This window comes from Bacteroides sp. CACC 737 (genome assembly GCF_013874375.1).
Classification (GTDB): Bacteria; Bacteroidota; Bacteroidia; order Bacteroidales; family Bacteroidaceae; genus Bacteroides; species Bacteroides uniformis.
In genome coordinates this window covers 3692531-3710073 of the sequence record NZ_CP059408.1, presented here as the reverse complement: position 1 = coordinate 3710073, position 17543 = coordinate 3692531, and the positions used below count along the sequence as shown (strand labels likewise).

Below are 17543 nucleotides of genomic sequence, written 5' to 3'. Positions count from 1 at the left end.
AGCATAGCTTTACGGCTATTTATATAGAAGGCTGCCCTTCTGCAGATACCGGTGTTTCGGAGGATGCAGAAGAGGCAGCCTTTGTTGTTTTGGTCTTGCTCTTCAAATGGATTTTTTCATCGGCAGGATAAACACGAACCTTGCCCCCTCCTTGTACTCCTTGTCCAGCAGCACTTTCCCTTTCAGTCGTTCGGCGATGAGGCGGCAGATATTGAGTCCCAGGCCGGTGCCTTGCCCGAAGTTGTCGGCCTTTTCAAAGCGTTCGAAGATGGTTTCCGAGTATTCCGGGGGAATGCCGGTACCGGTATCGGTGACGGAGAAGGTGACGTATCCGGGATGCTCTGTGAGGGAGCAGTGCAGGCGGATTTCGCCTTGTGTGGTGTGTTTCTCGGCATTGGTAAGGAAGTTGATGAGTATCTGGCACACACGTTGCCCGTCGGTGCTCAGTTCGTAGCAGTCGTCCACTTCGGAGGTGTAGTAGAGCTTCACGCCTTCGGGCGTGCGGTGTTCAACGGTGGTTATGGCTTCCCGGCAGAGTTTGTTGCAACTGTGCGGCGCTATCTTCATGGTGTATCTGTTGCTTTCCAACTCGGCTGCGCTGAGGATGTCCCCCACCAGTGTAAGGAGGAGGTCGGAATTGTGCTGTATGAGATGGCAGAAATCCTGCCTTTCCTCTTGGGAAAGGTTCGCGTCGGGGGAAGTGATGAGTTGTGAGAAGCCCACGATAGAGTTGAGCGGTGTCCGTATTTCGTGACTCATGTTCTGCAGGAAGATGCTCTTTGCCTTGTTGGCTGCTTCGGCTTGGTCGCGTGCTTCGGAAAGTTCCTCGTTCTTGTGGCATAGTTCGAGGTTGACTTTACGTTTGCGGTGGAGGTAGAGCATCAGGAAAAGCAGGGATAACAGCAAAAAGCCGGTGACAATGCTGAAAAGAGTGATGCGGTAGCGCGAGGTGGCCTGTATGTTTTCCATTTTCAGACGTTCGGCGCCTATCTGGGTGTTCAGTTCGGCGATGTCCGACAGTTGCAGGAGATTGTTCGTCGAATCCAACTGCTGGTGGTATTTTTTCAGATATTTGATGGCATTGGGATAGTCTTTGGCGTATTCGTAAATGTAAGCATGTTGTTGCAAGCCTTCCTCGGACAATTGGTCAGCGTGGGCATGGGCCTGCTCATACTGTTTGTCCAGTATGTTCTTGCTGATGTGGGCTATCAGTAGGGAAACGTTGGCAGAGAGCTTGCAACGGTCTGCCATTTGTACGGCTTCTTTATAGCAGTCGTTGAATTCATCTATACGCCCCTGCCGGAATAGTATCAGGCATTTCTCTATCATGGCATGGGCTATGTTCCGTTCTGTTTTGGCGCTCTTCAAGGCTTTTTCGCAATAGTCCAGTGCGGTGGCGTAATCTTTTTGGGTGTTACGGTAATATTCGGCAAGGTTTGAGTATAATTGGCTGGGATCCTGGTCGGGCATATTCTTCAGCATATAGTCCAAGGCTTCCTGATAGTATTGGGCGGAGAGGTCGAAGTTTCCGCGTGATTTGTAGATATGCCCCATGGTTCGGATACAGCTGAAGATGCCGTAAGGGTATCTGTCGGCAAAAGCTTGCTTTTTCATTTTTTCCGCTTTCTGCAAGGCGAGCAATGAGCGTTGTTGGTTCAGGAAGTAGATGATTTCGCTGCTCCAGGCGTAATAATAATATTGCAGATAGTTATTGGCGCGTGAAATCTCTTTCAGGTCAGTGGATGCCTTTTCTATTTTGCTGTCGTCTTTTTGGGACATATAGAACTGCAAGGGGATAGTGTATGCCAGGCATTGTGCTTTTTTGTCACCGAGTTTCAGGGCTTGTTGATACAAGGTGTCGGCCACCAGCAACCCCTCTTGCTGGCGTGCCTGCTTGGCGGCCCGCTGGTAGATGGGGTAGAGTGCATCGTCTATCTTGTAGGGATTGTTCTGTGCTGCGGAAGGTAGGGACACCCATACTGAAAGCACTAAAAAACATAACCTTGAAAGAATGCACTTCCTCTTTGTTCTATTGGATGGAATAAGCATGTTTTTTTCCGGATACTTATTATTATGCCTATGGCATCGCAAAAATAAGATGAAAAAGAATAAATTACAAGCTTTTTATTTGTATAATTTCTCTGTTTGCTTGTTGAATGCTCCTTGCCAGGAGCTTTCTTACGAAATTTCCGGTGATAATGCCGCCCTCTACATCATCATATTCTTCCTTATCGAGAACTTCACGATGGCCATTGCATTGACTGCCGCCAGCGGCAGGTCCATGGGGTCGTGGTGGTTGTTGTAGCTCACCAGACGGATGCAGTCCGGCCGTTCCGAGTGGTTGACGTATTTCACTGCCAGGTATTCGTCGCCGCCCCGTTCGAAGGAGACGAGATACATTTCACCGTAGATGACGTCGGTGAAGTCGCGGATGGACTTAAAGCCTACGATGTCACCGGACTTGAGGATGGGATACATCGAGTCGCCCGAGACGTAGACGGCACCGTCGCACACAGGGATATTGGGAATTACAATCCGCCCCAAGGCGTACTGCGGGCGGTCAGCCAGCAGTGTCTTCAGGTTGGCGGCGGCAGAGATGTCATAGAGGGTCACGCTACGGTCGTCCATAGGGTCGGCTGTTTTCGGTGTGTGAAGTATTTCCACTTCACCTTGTACCAAGTCATTGTCACAGAATTTTGAATGATGTGCAGGCGAGCCCTTTCCCGTCAGCAGCCAGTTGTAGTCCACGTCGTCCAGGCTGCCCAGCAGCAGGGGGAAGTCGATGCTGTTGCGGGCGTTCCAGTTGCTCAGTGTGGAGCGTGATATACCCAGAAAGGCGGCAAGTTCGCTGTCTGTCTTGAATTCTTTCGCCAGTTTGGCACGTTTTATGATGTCTGCCGCACAAAATACCGGGTCTTTGTCATTCGCCATATTCTTCAGTTTTTACGTGTAAATTATTCAGAAACTATTATCTCCTCATTTATACTGTCTTACGTCTTATTTAAGAATTTAATTCCCGATTTGTTTATTTTATAAATGAAAACAATATTATCTTTGTTGGGACAAAAATACATATCATGTTTTATAAATGCAAATAAAAGGGAGGGATTTATGGAAAATACACATCTGGTCTTTTATCCGGAAGCATCCGAATTTAGCAAAAATACTTACGAATTTGAAAAAATGGGCATCCGCCTTGCCGGATGTATAGATGAGGTGCGTTGGAAGTATAGATACAACGCGCTGGATGTATAGATAGAATACGCTGGATATATACTTCCAGCAAACAGCCCCTACAAGCATCTTTGGCAGGGGCGTGCCGAAAAAAATATTATTGTACTAATTCTTAACAAAAAATGGTTATGGAACAGATTATTGAAAAAAATGTTCGTTTCTGTGGATGTTGCCACAGAGAACTGCCCGTTGATTCTTTTTATGTAGACAAGCGTACGCTTGCCCCCGACAATTATTGCAAGGAATGCCGTAGGGCGATGAGCAACGCCCGCTACCGTCGCTCACTTCCTGCAAGCAATCCCCTCCGTTATCCGGTCATCACTGAAATTTCGGACTGTACTCTTCGTATGTATCTTATTCTGAATGCTTTGAAGGTAGTGCGCGAAAGCGTGCTCCGCAAGCGGAAACGCCTATGCGAAGCAGGTGATATAGAATGATACAAGCCGCTCTCTCCCCCTAATCACTAACCCCTAATCATCAAACCATGTCCAGAATCAAAAAACGGGGACTTGACTATTTCCCCTTGAACACAGACTTCATGCACGACCGTCTGGTGCGCCGCATCATGAAGCGTGAGGGTGACGGCTCCTTTGCCATTCTGCTGGGCGCCCTCTCCTGTATTTATGCCGATGAAGGCTATTACGTGTGTGCCGACGAGCTTTTCTACGAAGACCTTTCCGCCTGCCTCTATGAAAAGACGGCTGCCGACGTGAAGCGCATTCTTGCCCTGGCTGTGGAGTACGGCATTTTCAATGCCGCCCTTTTCGGCAAATACGCCATCCTGACTTCTGCCGAGATACAGCGGCAGTATCTGTTCAGTACCAAGCGCCGGAAATCTTCCGCCATAGACACACGTTATTGTCTGGTGGATGATTCTCAGAGCGATGACGAGGCCGCGCCGACTGCCGCCGGGAGAGTGCCGTCTGCCAATGGAAGCGTGCCGTCCGCTGCCGAAAGTGCAGCATTTAAGCCCGAAAATGCGACATCGGGTACATATAGCACAGCAGAGCATAGCACATCACAACACAGCAAAGAAAATCCCCTCCTCCATAGTTCCCCCGGAACTGGGGGCACTGAGGGCGCGGATGTGCCATCCGCGGAGGGGGAATATCTTCGGAAAATAGAGCAACTGCAACCGCCGCAGGATGGCACGGACCGCAACCTGGACGGGTTGCTTTTCAATCTGAAGCAGTTCCATATTCCTCCGCAAGAGCAGTATGCCATTATCCTCAAAAGTAATTTCGGTGCTATCGGCCACCCTTTGTGGAAGGGCTTCTATGCCTTGCGCGAGAGTCATGGCAAGATACGGCAACCGGGGCGATACCTGCTGAGCCTGTGCTGTAAGTAAAGTTTTCGATTTGTGAATAAATTCATGAAGAAAAACGGTTTTTTTAATTTGCACACTTTTCCGGATAGCGTTATCTTTGCAATGTGGTTAAGCTTAATACACGAAAATAAAACAATGTTGTTTCATTTGAAAAAAACGAATCCTTGAATTTCAAGACAAACTATTAATTTTTAAAACAAAACTACTATGCCAGTAATTTACAAATCATTTCAGTCGGTTCTTGCCAACAAAGAGGGCAAGAAGCTTTTCTATCCCCGCGTGGTGCTGACGGGGAATGTGGACACCGAGCAGGTGGCTAAGGAGATTGCGGAGTTGTCTTCCCTCTCTACGGGTGACTCGAAGAATGTCATCGACAACCTGGTGACCGTGATGACTCGCCACCTGCAGTCTTCCGAGAGCGTGACGCTGGACGGTCTGGGTACTTTCCGCCTTACGATGAAGTCCACCATGAACGGTGTGGAAGACCCTCTGAAGGTGTCGGCTACCCAGTCCACGCTACGAGTGCGTTTTCTGCCCACCTCCAAGCGTAATCTGGACCATACGGTGTCTACCCGTTCGCTGGTGACCGGGGTGAAGTGCGTGCGCTTCGACCTTCAGGACACGGCAGGTTCGGGCGGCAACGACGACGGTGGCAGTGATGGCGGCAGCGACGGAGACCAGGGAAATAATCCGCTGGGATAAGGGAATTTACGATTAGACGATTTACGATTGAAATTCGTACTGCTGAATAATCGTACCTATGCAGGCATTTGTGATACGAAGAGTAATCTCAATTGTAAATCGTCAAATCGTAAATCACTACTAACTACTAACTACTAACTACTCACTACTTATTCATGCGAAAAATTAACTACATCGTGGTGCATTGCAGCGCCACGCGAGAGGGCCATGCGCTCACTCCCGAAGCTCTGGAGACAGAGCACCGCCGTCGCGGCTTCCGCACGACGGGCTACCACTACTATATCCGGAGAGACGGTACCGTGCTCGGAACCCGTTCCCTGGAACTGCCCGGTGCGCATTGTCGCGGTCACAACAAGTATTCGATAGGCATCTGCTACGAAGGCGGACTGGATGCCCGGGGAAATCCGAAGGATACCCGTACGCCGGAGCAGCGTTCGGCCCTGCACCTGCTGGTGCACCAGCTGCTACAACAGTTCCGGAACGCCCGTGTATGCGGCCACCGCGACCTCAGTCCCGATTTGGACGGTGACGGGAAGGTGGAGCCGTGGGAGTGGGTGAAGCAGTGTCCGTGCTTCGAGGTAAGTAAAGAATTTTAGAACAATCATCTTTAAAACATGGAATTATGAAAATAAGCAAAGAAACCTGGAAAGATATCTTGAAAATTGTGGGTACCATCATTGCCACCATAGCCAGTGTGCTGGGCGTGCAGGCGATGCCACTGTAAAAACAGTATTACAAAACTAAAAAAGTGTGCCGGAAGCCGAAATACCTACTTCAGGCGCACTTATTTAAGAAATATATAAATTTCATTGAATATGAAAAATAGAATAAAAGTATTGTTAGCTCTTCTTATGTTATGTGGTACAACGCAGTCGGTACGTGCACAGGACGGTGGAGATATGAATAATCATCTTCTGCGGATAAATGATTATGTACCTGCTATTCCCGAAGCGGCAGGTATGCAATTGTATGGAAACATTCCTGTAAGTGAATACACAGGAACACCTGATATCTCTATACCGCTATATACCCTTAAATGTGGGCGTATAGAACTACCCATTACGTTGTCTTATCATGCGAGCGGAGTCAAGGTGGCTCAAGAAGCTACGTGGGTAGGTCTTGGTTGGAATCTTTTGGCAGGAGGGTGCGTCAACCTTAATGCTGTGGGCAAGGTAGACGCGACCTCCGGTACATTTGCTACTTGGGCTGAATGGGAGAAAATAAAATATCACTGGAAAGTACAGAGTGCTGATACGTTGAACTACCGTTCGGGTACCGAGGAACTGATGAATTTGTGGGGAAATTTAATGTTCGACCCCAATACGAGTAATACGACCAATGGAATTATTAATGAAGGCCTTATAGGGCAAGGTGAAAGAGATATATTTGAAGTTGCATTGCCCGGAGGAAGATCATTCAAATACTTCTTGCACCCCAAAAATCAGACTCCTGTCATTATCGGTTCCAGGATGAATTGCAAAGTGTGGCATAGTGCTGAAAAAGTGATCATTACAGATGAAGCAGGCACATCTTATGCCTTCAGGCCTTATGCATTTGTAACTTCCAATGCTCCCTTGACTTATATGCTGACAAGTATGACGGATGTGACGGGACATACTATCACTCTAACCTATGTTACCGCCAGTTGCTATTCGGTGCCTGTTATGTCGGAGTATTATACCGTAGGTACTCCTCCGGACAATGACTATATAAAACGGAACTTTACTGCCGGCATTTCACAGACTTGCTATTTAAGCAAGATAGAAACCGATACGGAAGAAGTGATTTTCGAGATGGGAAGTCGTGAAGACCGCTATCCGGGAACTACCGGAAAACTGACAAACATGAAAATAAAGAGTAAGTTGGACGGGAAGGATGTGTATTCTTACCAGTTCAATTATGATTACTTCATTTGTCCCGAACAATCAGTCGGCGGTAATTACTTGTCATCGGACGATTATGGGTCGTCGTCTACCATACCCACCAGCGTACTTCGTAAACGTCTGAAACTGCTTTCTGTACTTCGAAAAAATGGCACTTCGCAGGGTGAAAAGCATACATTCACTTATAATGAAGCTGTGAACTTGCCTTATAAGACTTCTTTTGCCATAGACTATTGGGGATATTACAATGGACAGCAGAATACTTCCACGCTTACAAACCGTGTTCATACATTGATTCCCTCCCTGGAAGGTTTGACGAATGTTCCTTTATCCGGTTCTACCGCTGTCAGAAATTGTAGCCGGGAGTATATTACGGCCAATATGCTGAAGAAAATCACATATCCTACGGGCGGCAGTGTGGAGTTTGAGTTTGAACCTCACACTTTTGTAGGAGACAATCGTTTCATTTCTGCAGAGGATTTGAATAAGTATGACGCACAAGTCAAAGGTGTCAATACTGTCAACAACAACGACCTGATAGTGACGCCTTCCGCTACTTTCACTCTGCCCACCACGCAGGTAGTGACGGTGGATGCTCAAGTCAATTTTCCCGATTATGAAGTCAATCAAGTCATCGGCTCCGGAACCACTTTGCGGAAACTCGGTGCCGGAGGAAGTGTCATTAAATCGTACAAAGTGACTTCACAAAATACCAGTGGGCATGTGTATCATGTCAACGAGTCGTTCACATTGGAAGCGGGAGATTATGTCCTGACAAGTACATTGAGTTCTGCAGTTACCAATCAAGGTTATTCTACCCGCAATGCCAGTTCTGCTACTTTGACCTATAGAGGCGGTGGAACTGCAGTAAACAAAGACACATTGCAGAAAGTTGGCGGAGGAGTGAGAATCAAGACCATTACTAAAAAGAATAATACAGGTGAAGTGTTGGAACGTACCGGTTACTTGTATGAAAGCGAGAATCACAAGACCTCTGGCATTCTGATGTTCTCAGTCAAGTTCTATGATGATTTTAATGTCCGGCGCGGAAGCTATACCACAACTCCTGAAGGAGTGATACGCCCTTCTACCAGTTACCACACTTTCCGCCGTTTTTATGCTCAGGCGCAAACTCCACCAGCTTCTGCGCCCAATGCCAATCCTGTAGGTTACAGCCGTGTCGTCAAGCAGCGCGATTTTCTGGATGCGGGGAGAGAGGAACTCGTATTCAGTAACATAGCCGGCCAGGATTATGATGCTACCTTGGCTTATATGCCTGCCAACTATAATGGGCGACTACTGAAAAAGAGTATCTATGATGCCGGTAATATCTTGGTATGGGAAGACACCTATGAATATGAGATTGCAAACAAGTGGCAAGAATTGACCAACATCCGTGTAAGGGACAACTATGTGGGTCCGGTTAATTGCTATTCCGGCAGTATCACCTATAATGAAAACATCGGAGGACAGACGGTGAGCTTTAGAAATCCATTGGCTTATCACGGACGTTTTGAGATAACTTTATATCCGCATCTTACCTATGATATACGGTTAAAACGGGAAGTTTCGACGGAATATGCCCATGGTGTACCGGTGACGCAGGAAAAACTGTATACCTACAACAGTCGTAACCAGATAGCTACTTGCCGCACAAGTACCAGCCGTTCGGGCTATGTAATGGAAAGCTATGCTTATGCAGCGGATGTTTCTTCCTACAAAGATGAATTCAAGGCTAATAACGTGCTTGATGCTGTACAGAACTACCAACGAACATCGGGAGGAGCGACGCTGTATCTGAATAATACGTATGGGGACGTCTTTTCTAAATTCACCTTGCAGTCCAGTGAAGAATATAGTAGTTTGTATCCTGAGAAAAGAACTGTTTCTTATAGGTATGATAGTAAATGGAATCCGGTGGAAGTTACTACTCCCGACAACATGTCTGTGGTCTATTTGTGGGGCTATAAATATTCTTTGCCGATTGCCCGTCTCAAAGGTATCACTTATGCGGAAGTAGTGTCTCGGCTCGGAACAACAGGTTTGGATGCTTTGTGTTCTGCCGGTTCACCCAATACGACGGCCCTCTATGCACTGAAAACGTCCTTCCCGGAATGCGAGGTCACAACCTGGCTTCACAATCCTTCTTATGGGCTGAAGGAGATAAGAAAAGCAACTGGTTTTAAGGATTTCTATCTCTATAATGCTTTGGGTGGTTTATCTGATGTGCAGGATCATAACCAAAATCCTATTGCCTCGTACTTCTATCAGTGGTCTCCTGACGGCACTTCGCAGAATTACGTTCGCACTCATGCTATGACTGCAGCAGCAGGTAGCAAGTATATGGCAAGTTATGATTATTATGACGGCTTGGGGCGTCTCTTCCAGAAGGTACAAAAGGGAATTACTCCTGCCGGAAGTAATTTGATATCGTTACAAGAATATGATGGCGCAGGACGTCGTTCGGAGAGTTGGCTCCCAATTGTTTCCTCCTCTGTTTATATGTCTCCTTCGGCTATCAAAAGTGCGGCTCCGGGCAACTATTCAAGTGATTCCCGTCCCTACAGCAAGCCTGTTTACAGTGTTTCCCCATTAGACCGCATTCTGAAGCGATACTCTCCGGGAGCGGCATGGGCATCAAAACCTGTAACTATGGATTATCTGGCTAATTCTTCCGATGTGAATTGCATTAACTATTCGGTAAGTTCGTCTGGGGCACTTGTCAACAACGGTACTTATGCAGCCGGACAGTTGCGCGTGGTGAAACGTATTGACGAAGACCAACATGTTTCTTATACTTTCACAGACAAACAAGGCCATATATTGCTGGAACGCCAGATGCAGGGTAGCGAGCAGCATGATACTTATTATGTGTATAACGATTTGGATAACCTTTGCTTCGTATTACAACCGATGTATCAGAGTGTGTCAAACCTGGATCAATATGCTTTCCAGTACAAATATGACAACCGTAACCGTTGTAATTGGAAAAAGCTTCCAGGTGCTTCTGCCGTGAGCTATGTGTACGATGAGGCAGACAATATGATCTTTTCCCAGGATGGCAAGCAGTATGCCTCTAAGCAGTGGAGTTTCTATCTGTATGATAAGTTCCATCGTCTGGCAGTGCAGGGCGTTTGTTCCAATACGAATACGGCTGCAGTTTCGAATGTTATTGTATCATGTACACGGGTGAATAGCAACAGCGGTTTGGGTAACAGTGGATATACATCAAGCTTTGCCTTGGTGTCGCCCGAAGTCCATAGAGTAAACTATTATGACGACTATGCCTTCCGTAGTCTGACCGGTTTCGATAATGCCGGCTTTCCTGCGGCAACAATCGATGCCAAAGGATATGTCACCGGTAGTGTGATCACTGTTCTTGGCAGCAGTACAAAACTTTATTCGGCTAATTATTATGACTTTGAGGGACGCATCACAAAAACGGTTCAAGGCAATTTGCTGGAGGGTTATGATACGACGAACACTGTTTATACTTTTACCGGCAAACCGAAGACTGTGACCCATACACATAGTGCCAGCGGCAAGAGTACGCGCACGGAAGTATATACCTATACCTACGACCATGCGGACAGAATAAGTAAAGTGCAGCATAGTCTTGGTAGCACTTCAATCACTCTGTACGATGCGACTTATGACAACTTCGGTCGTTTGCTGACCAAGCAGTATCACGGAACGAGCACCAACAAACTGACGTACGCTTACAACCTGCGCAGCTGGCTGACTGGAATCAGTGGTACACGCTTCACACAGAACCTGTACTACAACACGGGTGTGGGTACTGCGAAGTACAACGGCAGCATCAGCAGCATGACCTGGAAGTCCGGGAATGAAAGCACCGTCCGCGGTTACAAGTTCACCTACGACGGACTGGACCGCATGCTGAATGCCACCTACGGCGAGACAGCAGGTATCAGCACGAACGCGAACCGTTTCAGTGAGAACGTGACGGGGTATGACAAGAACGGTAACATCAAGGGATTGCAGCGTTACGGGCAACTCTCTTCAGCCGCCTACGGCATGATAGACAACCTGACTCTCACCTTGAACGGCAATCAGTTGAACCGCGTGGATGATGCGGTAGCGGCTTCCACCTACAATGGCGGCTTCGAGTTCAAAAACGGTGCCAATGCTGCCGATGAGTACTCTTATGATGCCAACGGCAATTTAACTAAAGATTTAAACAAAGGTATTAGCGGCATTACATATAATTTCTTAAATTTGCCGAATGCAGTAACGTTCAGTGACGGAAGTACCATCACCTATACTTATGGAGCCGACGGCACAAAGCTGAGAACAGTCCATAAGATAGGCAGTACAACCACAACGACTGACTATTGCGGCAATGTGATCTATGAAAACGGAGTCCAGAAGCTGCTTCTTACCGAAGAGGGTTATATTACTTTGAGCGACAGCAAGTATCACTACTACTTGAAAGACCATCAGGGGAATAACCGGGTAGTCATCAGCCAGAGCGGCACGGTAGAAGAGACGAGCCATTACTATCCTTTCGGCGGTACATTTGCAAGTGCAGGTAATGTTCAGCCTTACAAGTACAACGGCAAGGAGTATGACTCGAAGAAAGGGCTGAACTGGTATGACTACGGGGCACGGCATTATGATGCGGCGTTGGGGAGGTTTGAGACGGTGGACCCTTCTGCTGAAAACTACTTCAAAACAAGTCTCTATGCTTATTGTGGTAACAGCCCTATCAGCAGAATAGACCCAACAGGAGCTGACTGGTATGAAGATAAACAAGGGAATTTACGTTGGCAGGAAGGCAGTGAAGCCTTAAAAGGCTATACTAATATCGGTTCATCTGCCTCTATTGCGTTAGGTAATGACAACTATCTGAACTTCTATCAGAATGGAGGTATCTTAGCCAATCAGGCTGTTAATGCTTTTGACTTGATAGCTTCCAGCGGTAAACTTCAGAATCAGTTCTTAGGTAAAACCAGTCCTTTATCTGAAGACTCTAAGTCTGCCCTTTTCAATTCTCTGAACAGTCGTTCTATAGATGCTATTGCGCGACCTATAGGCGAAGCTGCCTTTGGCTTTGGTGCCGGAGAGTTTGGCGGTATGTTGTTGGGGAAGGCAATAGGATGGGCTGTAGGAAAGGTGGCAGGAAGAGGTACTCAAAATGCAATACAATCAACTGCTCACGGAGTGCAACGGATTGCTGGAACAACGGCAACGAGAGGAGGGGTACTTTCTGTGAATGAAGTAAGAGTAACAAAGTCTGTAGGAAAGGCTTTTACTCAGGCTGATGGAGCTACAGTTTATCTTCATGAAATTACTCCCGGTAGATTTAATGCTGTTGTAGAAGGGAGGAAAGGTATAATAACAACAATGGGAAATTGGTCTCAAAAATCTATTAATAGAATAGCGAAAAATTATGGATGGAATATTAAATAAAGAAATGGTTGTTTGCTGTTTCTGCGGGAAGAGTTTACCCTTAGAAGCGGCTGTAGTTTTGAAAGTTTGGGCAAATGAGAAGAGTGAGGAGTATCAAGTATTATATTCCCATAAATCTCATTTTGTTAGAGCATTAGATAAATCAGTAATACTACATCCAGATTTATTAGAGCCTGATGCTTTAGGTTAATTCGTCGTAACGAACTACTGTCTTCCTCTGATATAGGTTGATTAAAAACCAATCTATCTAATTACTATCCTAACATCAGATATTCCATATCTTGTATGTTAGGATAGTTTTTGTTATTCTATCAGCGAGACGTAGGATACCTATTGTGTGTATGACGACCACCGTAATCTCTGCACTTGGAAGAAGCTTCCGGATGCGCAGCTCGCGGAGTATGTGTATGACAACGGTGGACGGCTGACGCAACAGGGGGAGTGCACGAACAAGACGGTTTCTTCCGATCAGGTGGTGCATGTGCAGAACTGGGCGGTACGGGTTTCCCGACGAGCCAGTTCACGAACGACACTTCGGGCTACAGTAAAGGCTCCCTGACAGGAAGCGCGGTGACTGTATCCGGCAGCAGTACTAAAATTTACAAAGGCTATTACTATGACGTCAAGGGGCGTGTAACTAAAGTCGTACAGAACAATCTTTTGGGCGGTTATGACGTGACTAATACGGTCTATACCTTTACGGGACAGCCCGCCACGGTGACGCATAGCCATACCGCAAGCGGCAAGTCCACACGTACGGAAGTCTATACCTATAGCTATGACCATGCAGACCGTGTAAGCAAGGTGGAGCATACTTTGGGAGGAACCAAAATAACTCTGGCAGACTATACGTACGATAGTTTCGGCCGTCTGAGTACCAAGTCCCTGCACGGCTCTGCGGCGAACAAGCTGACGTATGCCTATAACCTCCGCAGCTGGCTGACGGGCATCACAAGTACGCGCTTCACCCAGAACCTGTACTACAATACGGGTGTGGGTACCGCCCGCTACAACGGTAACATCAGCAGCATGACCTGGAAGTCCGGGAATGAAAGCACCGTCCGCGGCTACAAGTTCACCTACGACGGACTGGACCGGATGCTGAATGCCACCTATGGCGAAACAGCAGGTATCAGCACGAACGCGAACCGTTTCAGTGAGAACGTGACGGGCTACGACAAAAACGGTAACATCAAGGGATTGCAGCGTTACGGGCAACTCTCTTCAACCGCCTACGGCATGATAGACAACCTGACTCTCACCTTGAACGGCAATCAGTTGAACCGCGTGGATGATGCGGTAGCGGCTTCCACCTACAATGGCGGCTTCGAGTTCAAAAACGGTGCCAATGCCGCCGATGAGTACTCTTATGATGCCAACGGCAATTTAACTAAAGATTTAAACAAAGGTATTAGCGGCATTACATATAATTTCTTAAATTTGCCGAATGCAGTAACGTTCAGTGACGGAAGTACCATCACCTATACTTATGGAGCCGACGGCACAAAGCTGAGAACAGTCCATAAGATAGGCAGTACAACCACAACGACTGACTATTGCGGCAATGTGATCTATGAAAACGGAGTCCAGAAGCTGCTTCTTACCGAAGAGGGTTATATTACTTTGAGCGACAGCAAGTATCACTACTACTTGAAAGACCATCAGGGGAATAACCGGGTAGTCATCAGCCAGAGCGGCACGGTAGAAGAGACGAGCCATTACTATCCTTTCGGCGGGGTATTTGCAAGTGCAGGCAATGTTCAGCCTTACAAGTACAACGGTAAGGAGCTTGATACGAAGAAGGGTTTGAATTGGTATGATTATGGGGCGAGGCATTATGATGCGGTGTTGGGAAGGTTTATAACGGTTGATGCTTTATATGACAAACATTTTAAAGTATCTCCTTATGTCTATTGTGGAAATGAGCCTGTCGGTCGCATTGATCCGGATGGAAATGATTGGCGCGTGCAAACCCATTATAATCGTGAAACGGATAAGATAGAATATAAAATTACGGTAAGAGCGGCTTTGATAAATAATTCTAATAATAAGGAGCTTGATATAAAGACTTTGGCTGGACAAATAGTAGAGCAAGTGAATGCCGCATATACGATTTCAGGTGATGACTTTGTTTCGACTATGGATATGCAATTGAGAACTGTCAACTCGGTGGATGATATAAAGGACACTGAACACGTTTTGCAGATTGTTGATCAAGATATGTTGACAAAAACGGATAAAAGTGTAGTTATGGCTGAGACTTATAAAAATAGTCTGGATGTGAAAATAGGAACGAAAGCGGTTTCTAATATGTTGAACAATGATGATAACCGGACTTTTGCTCACGAACTTGGTCATTCAGGAGGATTGGGGCATACAATGAATGTGGAAAACTTGATGACACAGAAAAAAGTTATTCAAGATTTTGATGGAGATTATCTTAAAGCAACTCAGTTAAACCGTTCTCAGATACAAACAGTCCGAGATAATTATATCCATAACAAGTTGAATAGGCATATTCCTAACTGGAGGCAAAAACTTAAAAGAAGGCAGTAATATGAAGACACGTATATTTATTTTTATAATCATACTTGCCATGCTGGTGGCGTGCATTGGTCATTTGGACTCAGAGAATGATTTCATGATTCGAGTAGGTACTGGTTTTAAGGAGCGTACCGGTAAAGATTATATCCAATGTTGGGTGAATGACAGCCTTGTTTTTAATGGACTGTATGTGAACAAGACGGATGACCAAATATTGGACTACCATGAAGATTGGCTTGGAATGGAAATCACCCGTTTCGATAAAAGCGGATATGATAGTTTAAAAATAAAGATACGTGTCACATCTCTGGATACGGTATTATATTGTGGAAAAAGGGTCATAGATAGTACGTTCCGATACCGGATTGATAATATTCCCAATATTGTAATTTCATGTAGCTCCAACGGTGGTATTTTGTTGTGGGATACTTTACGTACACCTGATTATTTTTGGCTCGAATATTGATATATTAAGAATCTCTGATTCTATAATCTAAACAATTCCCTGCTTATGTTGGATGTAAGCAGGGAATTTCATATAGGAGCATGCTGACTTGGAGCGGTACGCTTTCCGTTACCGGTACGACGTGACATCCACGGCCTATACCTTTACGGACAAGCCGCTGACGGTGACGCATACGCACACGGCAAGCGGGAAGGACAGCCGGACGGAAGCATACACTTACAGCTATGACCATGCGGACAGGCTCTTGAAGGTGGAGCATACATTGGGAGGGGCGAAGGTGACGCTTGCTGCCTATGCTTATGATAACCTTGGTCGTCTGCAATCGAAGTCGCTGCACGGCTCCGACGCGGACAGGCAGGCTTACGCCTATAATGTACGCGGCTGGCTGACGGGTGTCAGCGGAACGAAGTTCACGCAGAATCTGTATTATAACACCGGCAACGGACCTGCCAAGTATAACGGCAGCATCAGCAGCATGACGTGGAAGGCAGGAACGGCAAGCACCGTCCGCGGCTACAAGTCCACTTATGACGGACTGGACCGTCTGCTGAATGCTACTTATGGCGAGACAGCAGGCATCAGCACGAACGCCAACCGCTTTTCGGAGAACGTTACGGGGTATGACAAGAACGGCAATATCAAGGGATTGCAGCGTTATGGCCAGACTGGTGCCAGTGCCTACGGCCTGCTTGATAATCTGACTTTCACCCTGAACGGCAATCAGTTGAGCCGTGTGGAGGATGCCGTGAGTACCGCGGCATACGGTACAAACACTGCCTTTGTGAACGGTGCAAGCGCTGCAGGGGAGTATGCCTACGATGTCAATGGTAATTTAACGAAAGATTTGAATAAGGGAATTACCGATATTCAATATAATGTATTAAATTTGCCGAGTACGGTATCGTTCAGTGATGGTAGCACGATTACCTATACTTATGGTGCTGACGGCACGAAACTGAGAACAGTCCATAAGATAGGTAGTACAACCACAACGACTGACTATTGCGGTAATGTGATCTATGAAAACGGTACTCAGAAGTTGTTACTCACAGAAGAGGGTTACATCAACCTGACCGGTACCCAGCAGTATCATTACTACTTGAAAGATCATCAGGGTAACAACCGTGTAGTGATCAACCAGTCTGGTACTGTGGAGGAAACGAACCATTACTACCCTTTCGGTGGTGTGTTTGGCACTACAGGCAATACCCAGCCTTACAAGTATAACGGTAAGGAGTTTGACACGAAGAAGGGTTTGAATTGGTATGATTATGGGGCGAGACATTATGATGCTGCGTTGGGACGGTTTACGACGAATGACCCGTTGGCAGAGAAATATTATTCGATGAGTCCGTATACTTATTGTGCCGATAATCCGGTAAAGTTCATAGACCCAAATGGTATGGAATATGCTCCTGGTGATCTGTTTAAGACTAAAAGAGCAGCAGCTAAAGATTGGGGTATGTATTATAATGGTGCATCTATTATACGTAAACGTGAAATGGGCTCTTCTATTTATGAAGTTAAGCAAAAGGGAAAGCTAAAGGGATATTCTTATAGTGCAGCCAATGAAGGAGAGCACAGCGTATCTATAAGCTTACCTCCTAACGGTGAGAGATTTGTAGGATCGATTCATTCGCATGGAGACGCGGACGCAGAGCATATAAATAATAAATTCTCAAAAGCTGATATAAAATATATTGAGAAAACAAAAGAAAATGGTTATTTGGCTACGCCGAGTGGCGATTTGTTAGAATATAATCCTTATAGTAAGAAAACATCAATAGTGACTAGTGATCTTCCTAGTGATCCCAAAGATCCTAAACGAAAGAATAATATTAATCCGAAAGATATTCCTGCTGAAAAGGGTAAACAAAGAATGAAAGAATTGCTACAAAAGCCAGATTTAAACATTCCTGTTAGCCAGAGAGAACATATTCATTGGGTATTTTAA

The 17543-nt window shown here is 46.2% G+C and carries 13 protein-coding genes; 11 read left to right on the top strand and 2 right to left on the bottom strand.

What is annotated here, in order from left to right; all coding sequences use genetic code 11:
• Nucleotides 1–102: 102 nt before the first annotated feature.
• Nucleotides 103–2049, bottom strand: a complete 1947-nt coding sequence (locus H1A11_RS15565) for an ATP-binding protein (protein WP_181757415.1) — start codon at nucleotides 2047–2049, stop codon at nucleotides 103–105.
• 159 nt (nucleotides 2050–2208) lie between these two features.
• Complete coding sequence (locus H1A11_RS15560; RefSeq protein ID WP_005825301.1) at nucleotides 2209–2931, bottom strand: helix-turn-helix domain-containing protein; 723 nt, start codon at nucleotides 2929–2931, stop codon at nucleotides 2209–2211.
• 180 nt (nucleotides 2932–3111) lie between these two features.
• Between H1A11_RS15560 and H1A11_RS15555 the strand changes: the two genes are divergently transcribed.
• The 11 genes from H1A11_RS15555 (at nucleotide 3112) to H1A11_RS15505 (ending at nucleotide 17543) form a co-directional block, all read left to right on the top strand.
• Nucleotides 3112–3255 carry a hypothetical protein gene (locus tag H1A11_RS15555; RefSeq protein WP_005834025.1) on the top strand — a complete coding sequence of 48 codons (144 nt, stop codon included), beginning with the start codon at nucleotides 3112–3114 and terminating at the stop codon, nucleotides 3253–3255.
• A 101-nt stretch (nucleotides 3256–3356) separates the two neighbouring features.
• Nucleotides 3357–3671, top strand: a complete 315-nt coding sequence (locus H1A11_RS15550; protein WP_008662326.1) for a hypothetical protein — start codon at nucleotides 3357–3359, stop codon at nucleotides 3669–3671.
• Between the two features lie 47 nt (nucleotides 3672–3718).
• On the top strand, nucleotides 3719–4582 hold the full coding sequence (locus H1A11_RS15545) for a DUF4373 domain-containing protein (RefSeq protein WP_005834029.1): 864 nt from the start codon (nucleotides 3719–3721) through the stop codon (nucleotides 4580–4582).
• 186 nt (nucleotides 4583–4768) lie between these two features.
• Entirely contained in the window at nucleotides 4769–5263 is a 495-nt protein-coding gene (locus H1A11_RS15540; RefSeq protein ID WP_117588936.1) for an HU family DNA-binding protein, read from the top strand.
• A gap of 155 nt (nucleotides 5264–5418) precedes the next feature.
• Nucleotides 5419–5859: an N-acetylmuramoyl-L-alanine amidase gene (locus tag H1A11_RS15535; RefSeq protein ID WP_057256718.1), complete on the top strand. Its 441-nt coding sequence runs from the start codon at nucleotides 5419–5421 to the stop codon at nucleotides 5857–5859.
• 26 nt (nucleotides 5860–5885) lie between these two features.
• Nucleotides 5886–5987: a smalltalk protein gene (locus H1A11_RS15530; RefSeq protein WP_005825315.1), complete on the top strand. Its 102-nt coding sequence runs from the start codon at nucleotides 5886–5888 to the stop codon at nucleotides 5985–5987.
• A 91-nt stretch (nucleotides 5988–6078) separates the two neighbouring features.
• A complete protein-coding gene (locus tag H1A11_RS19250; RefSeq protein ID WP_255461463.1) occupies nucleotides 6079–12579 on the top strand; it encodes an RHS repeat domain-containing protein in 6501 nt (2166 codons plus the stop codon).
• Entirely contained in the window at nucleotides 12560–12769 is a 210-nt protein-coding gene (locus tag H1A11_RS15520; RefSeq protein WP_035447395.1) for a hypothetical protein, read from the top strand. Before H1A11_RS19250 ends, H1A11_RS15520 begins: the two co-directional genes overlap by 20 nt.
• A 251-nt stretch (nucleotides 12770–13020) precedes the next feature.
• Nucleotides 13021–15135 (top strand): RHS repeat domain-containing protein, encoded by a 2115-nt coding sequence (locus H1A11_RS15515; protein ID WP_370528675.1) that lies wholly within the window; start codon nucleotides 13021–13023, stop codon nucleotides 15133–15135.
• Nucleotide 15136: 1 nt separating this feature from the next.
• Nucleotides 15137–15589 (top strand): hypothetical protein, encoded by a 453-nt coding sequence (locus tag H1A11_RS15510; protein ID WP_035447390.1) that lies wholly within the window; start codon nucleotides 15137–15139, stop codon nucleotides 15587–15589.
• 88 nt (nucleotides 15590–15677) lie between these two features.
• Nucleotides 15678–17543 (top strand): RHS repeat-associated core domain-containing protein, encoded by a 1866-nt coding sequence (locus H1A11_RS15505; protein ID WP_156737503.1) that lies wholly within the window; start codon nucleotides 15678–15680, stop codon nucleotides 17541–17543.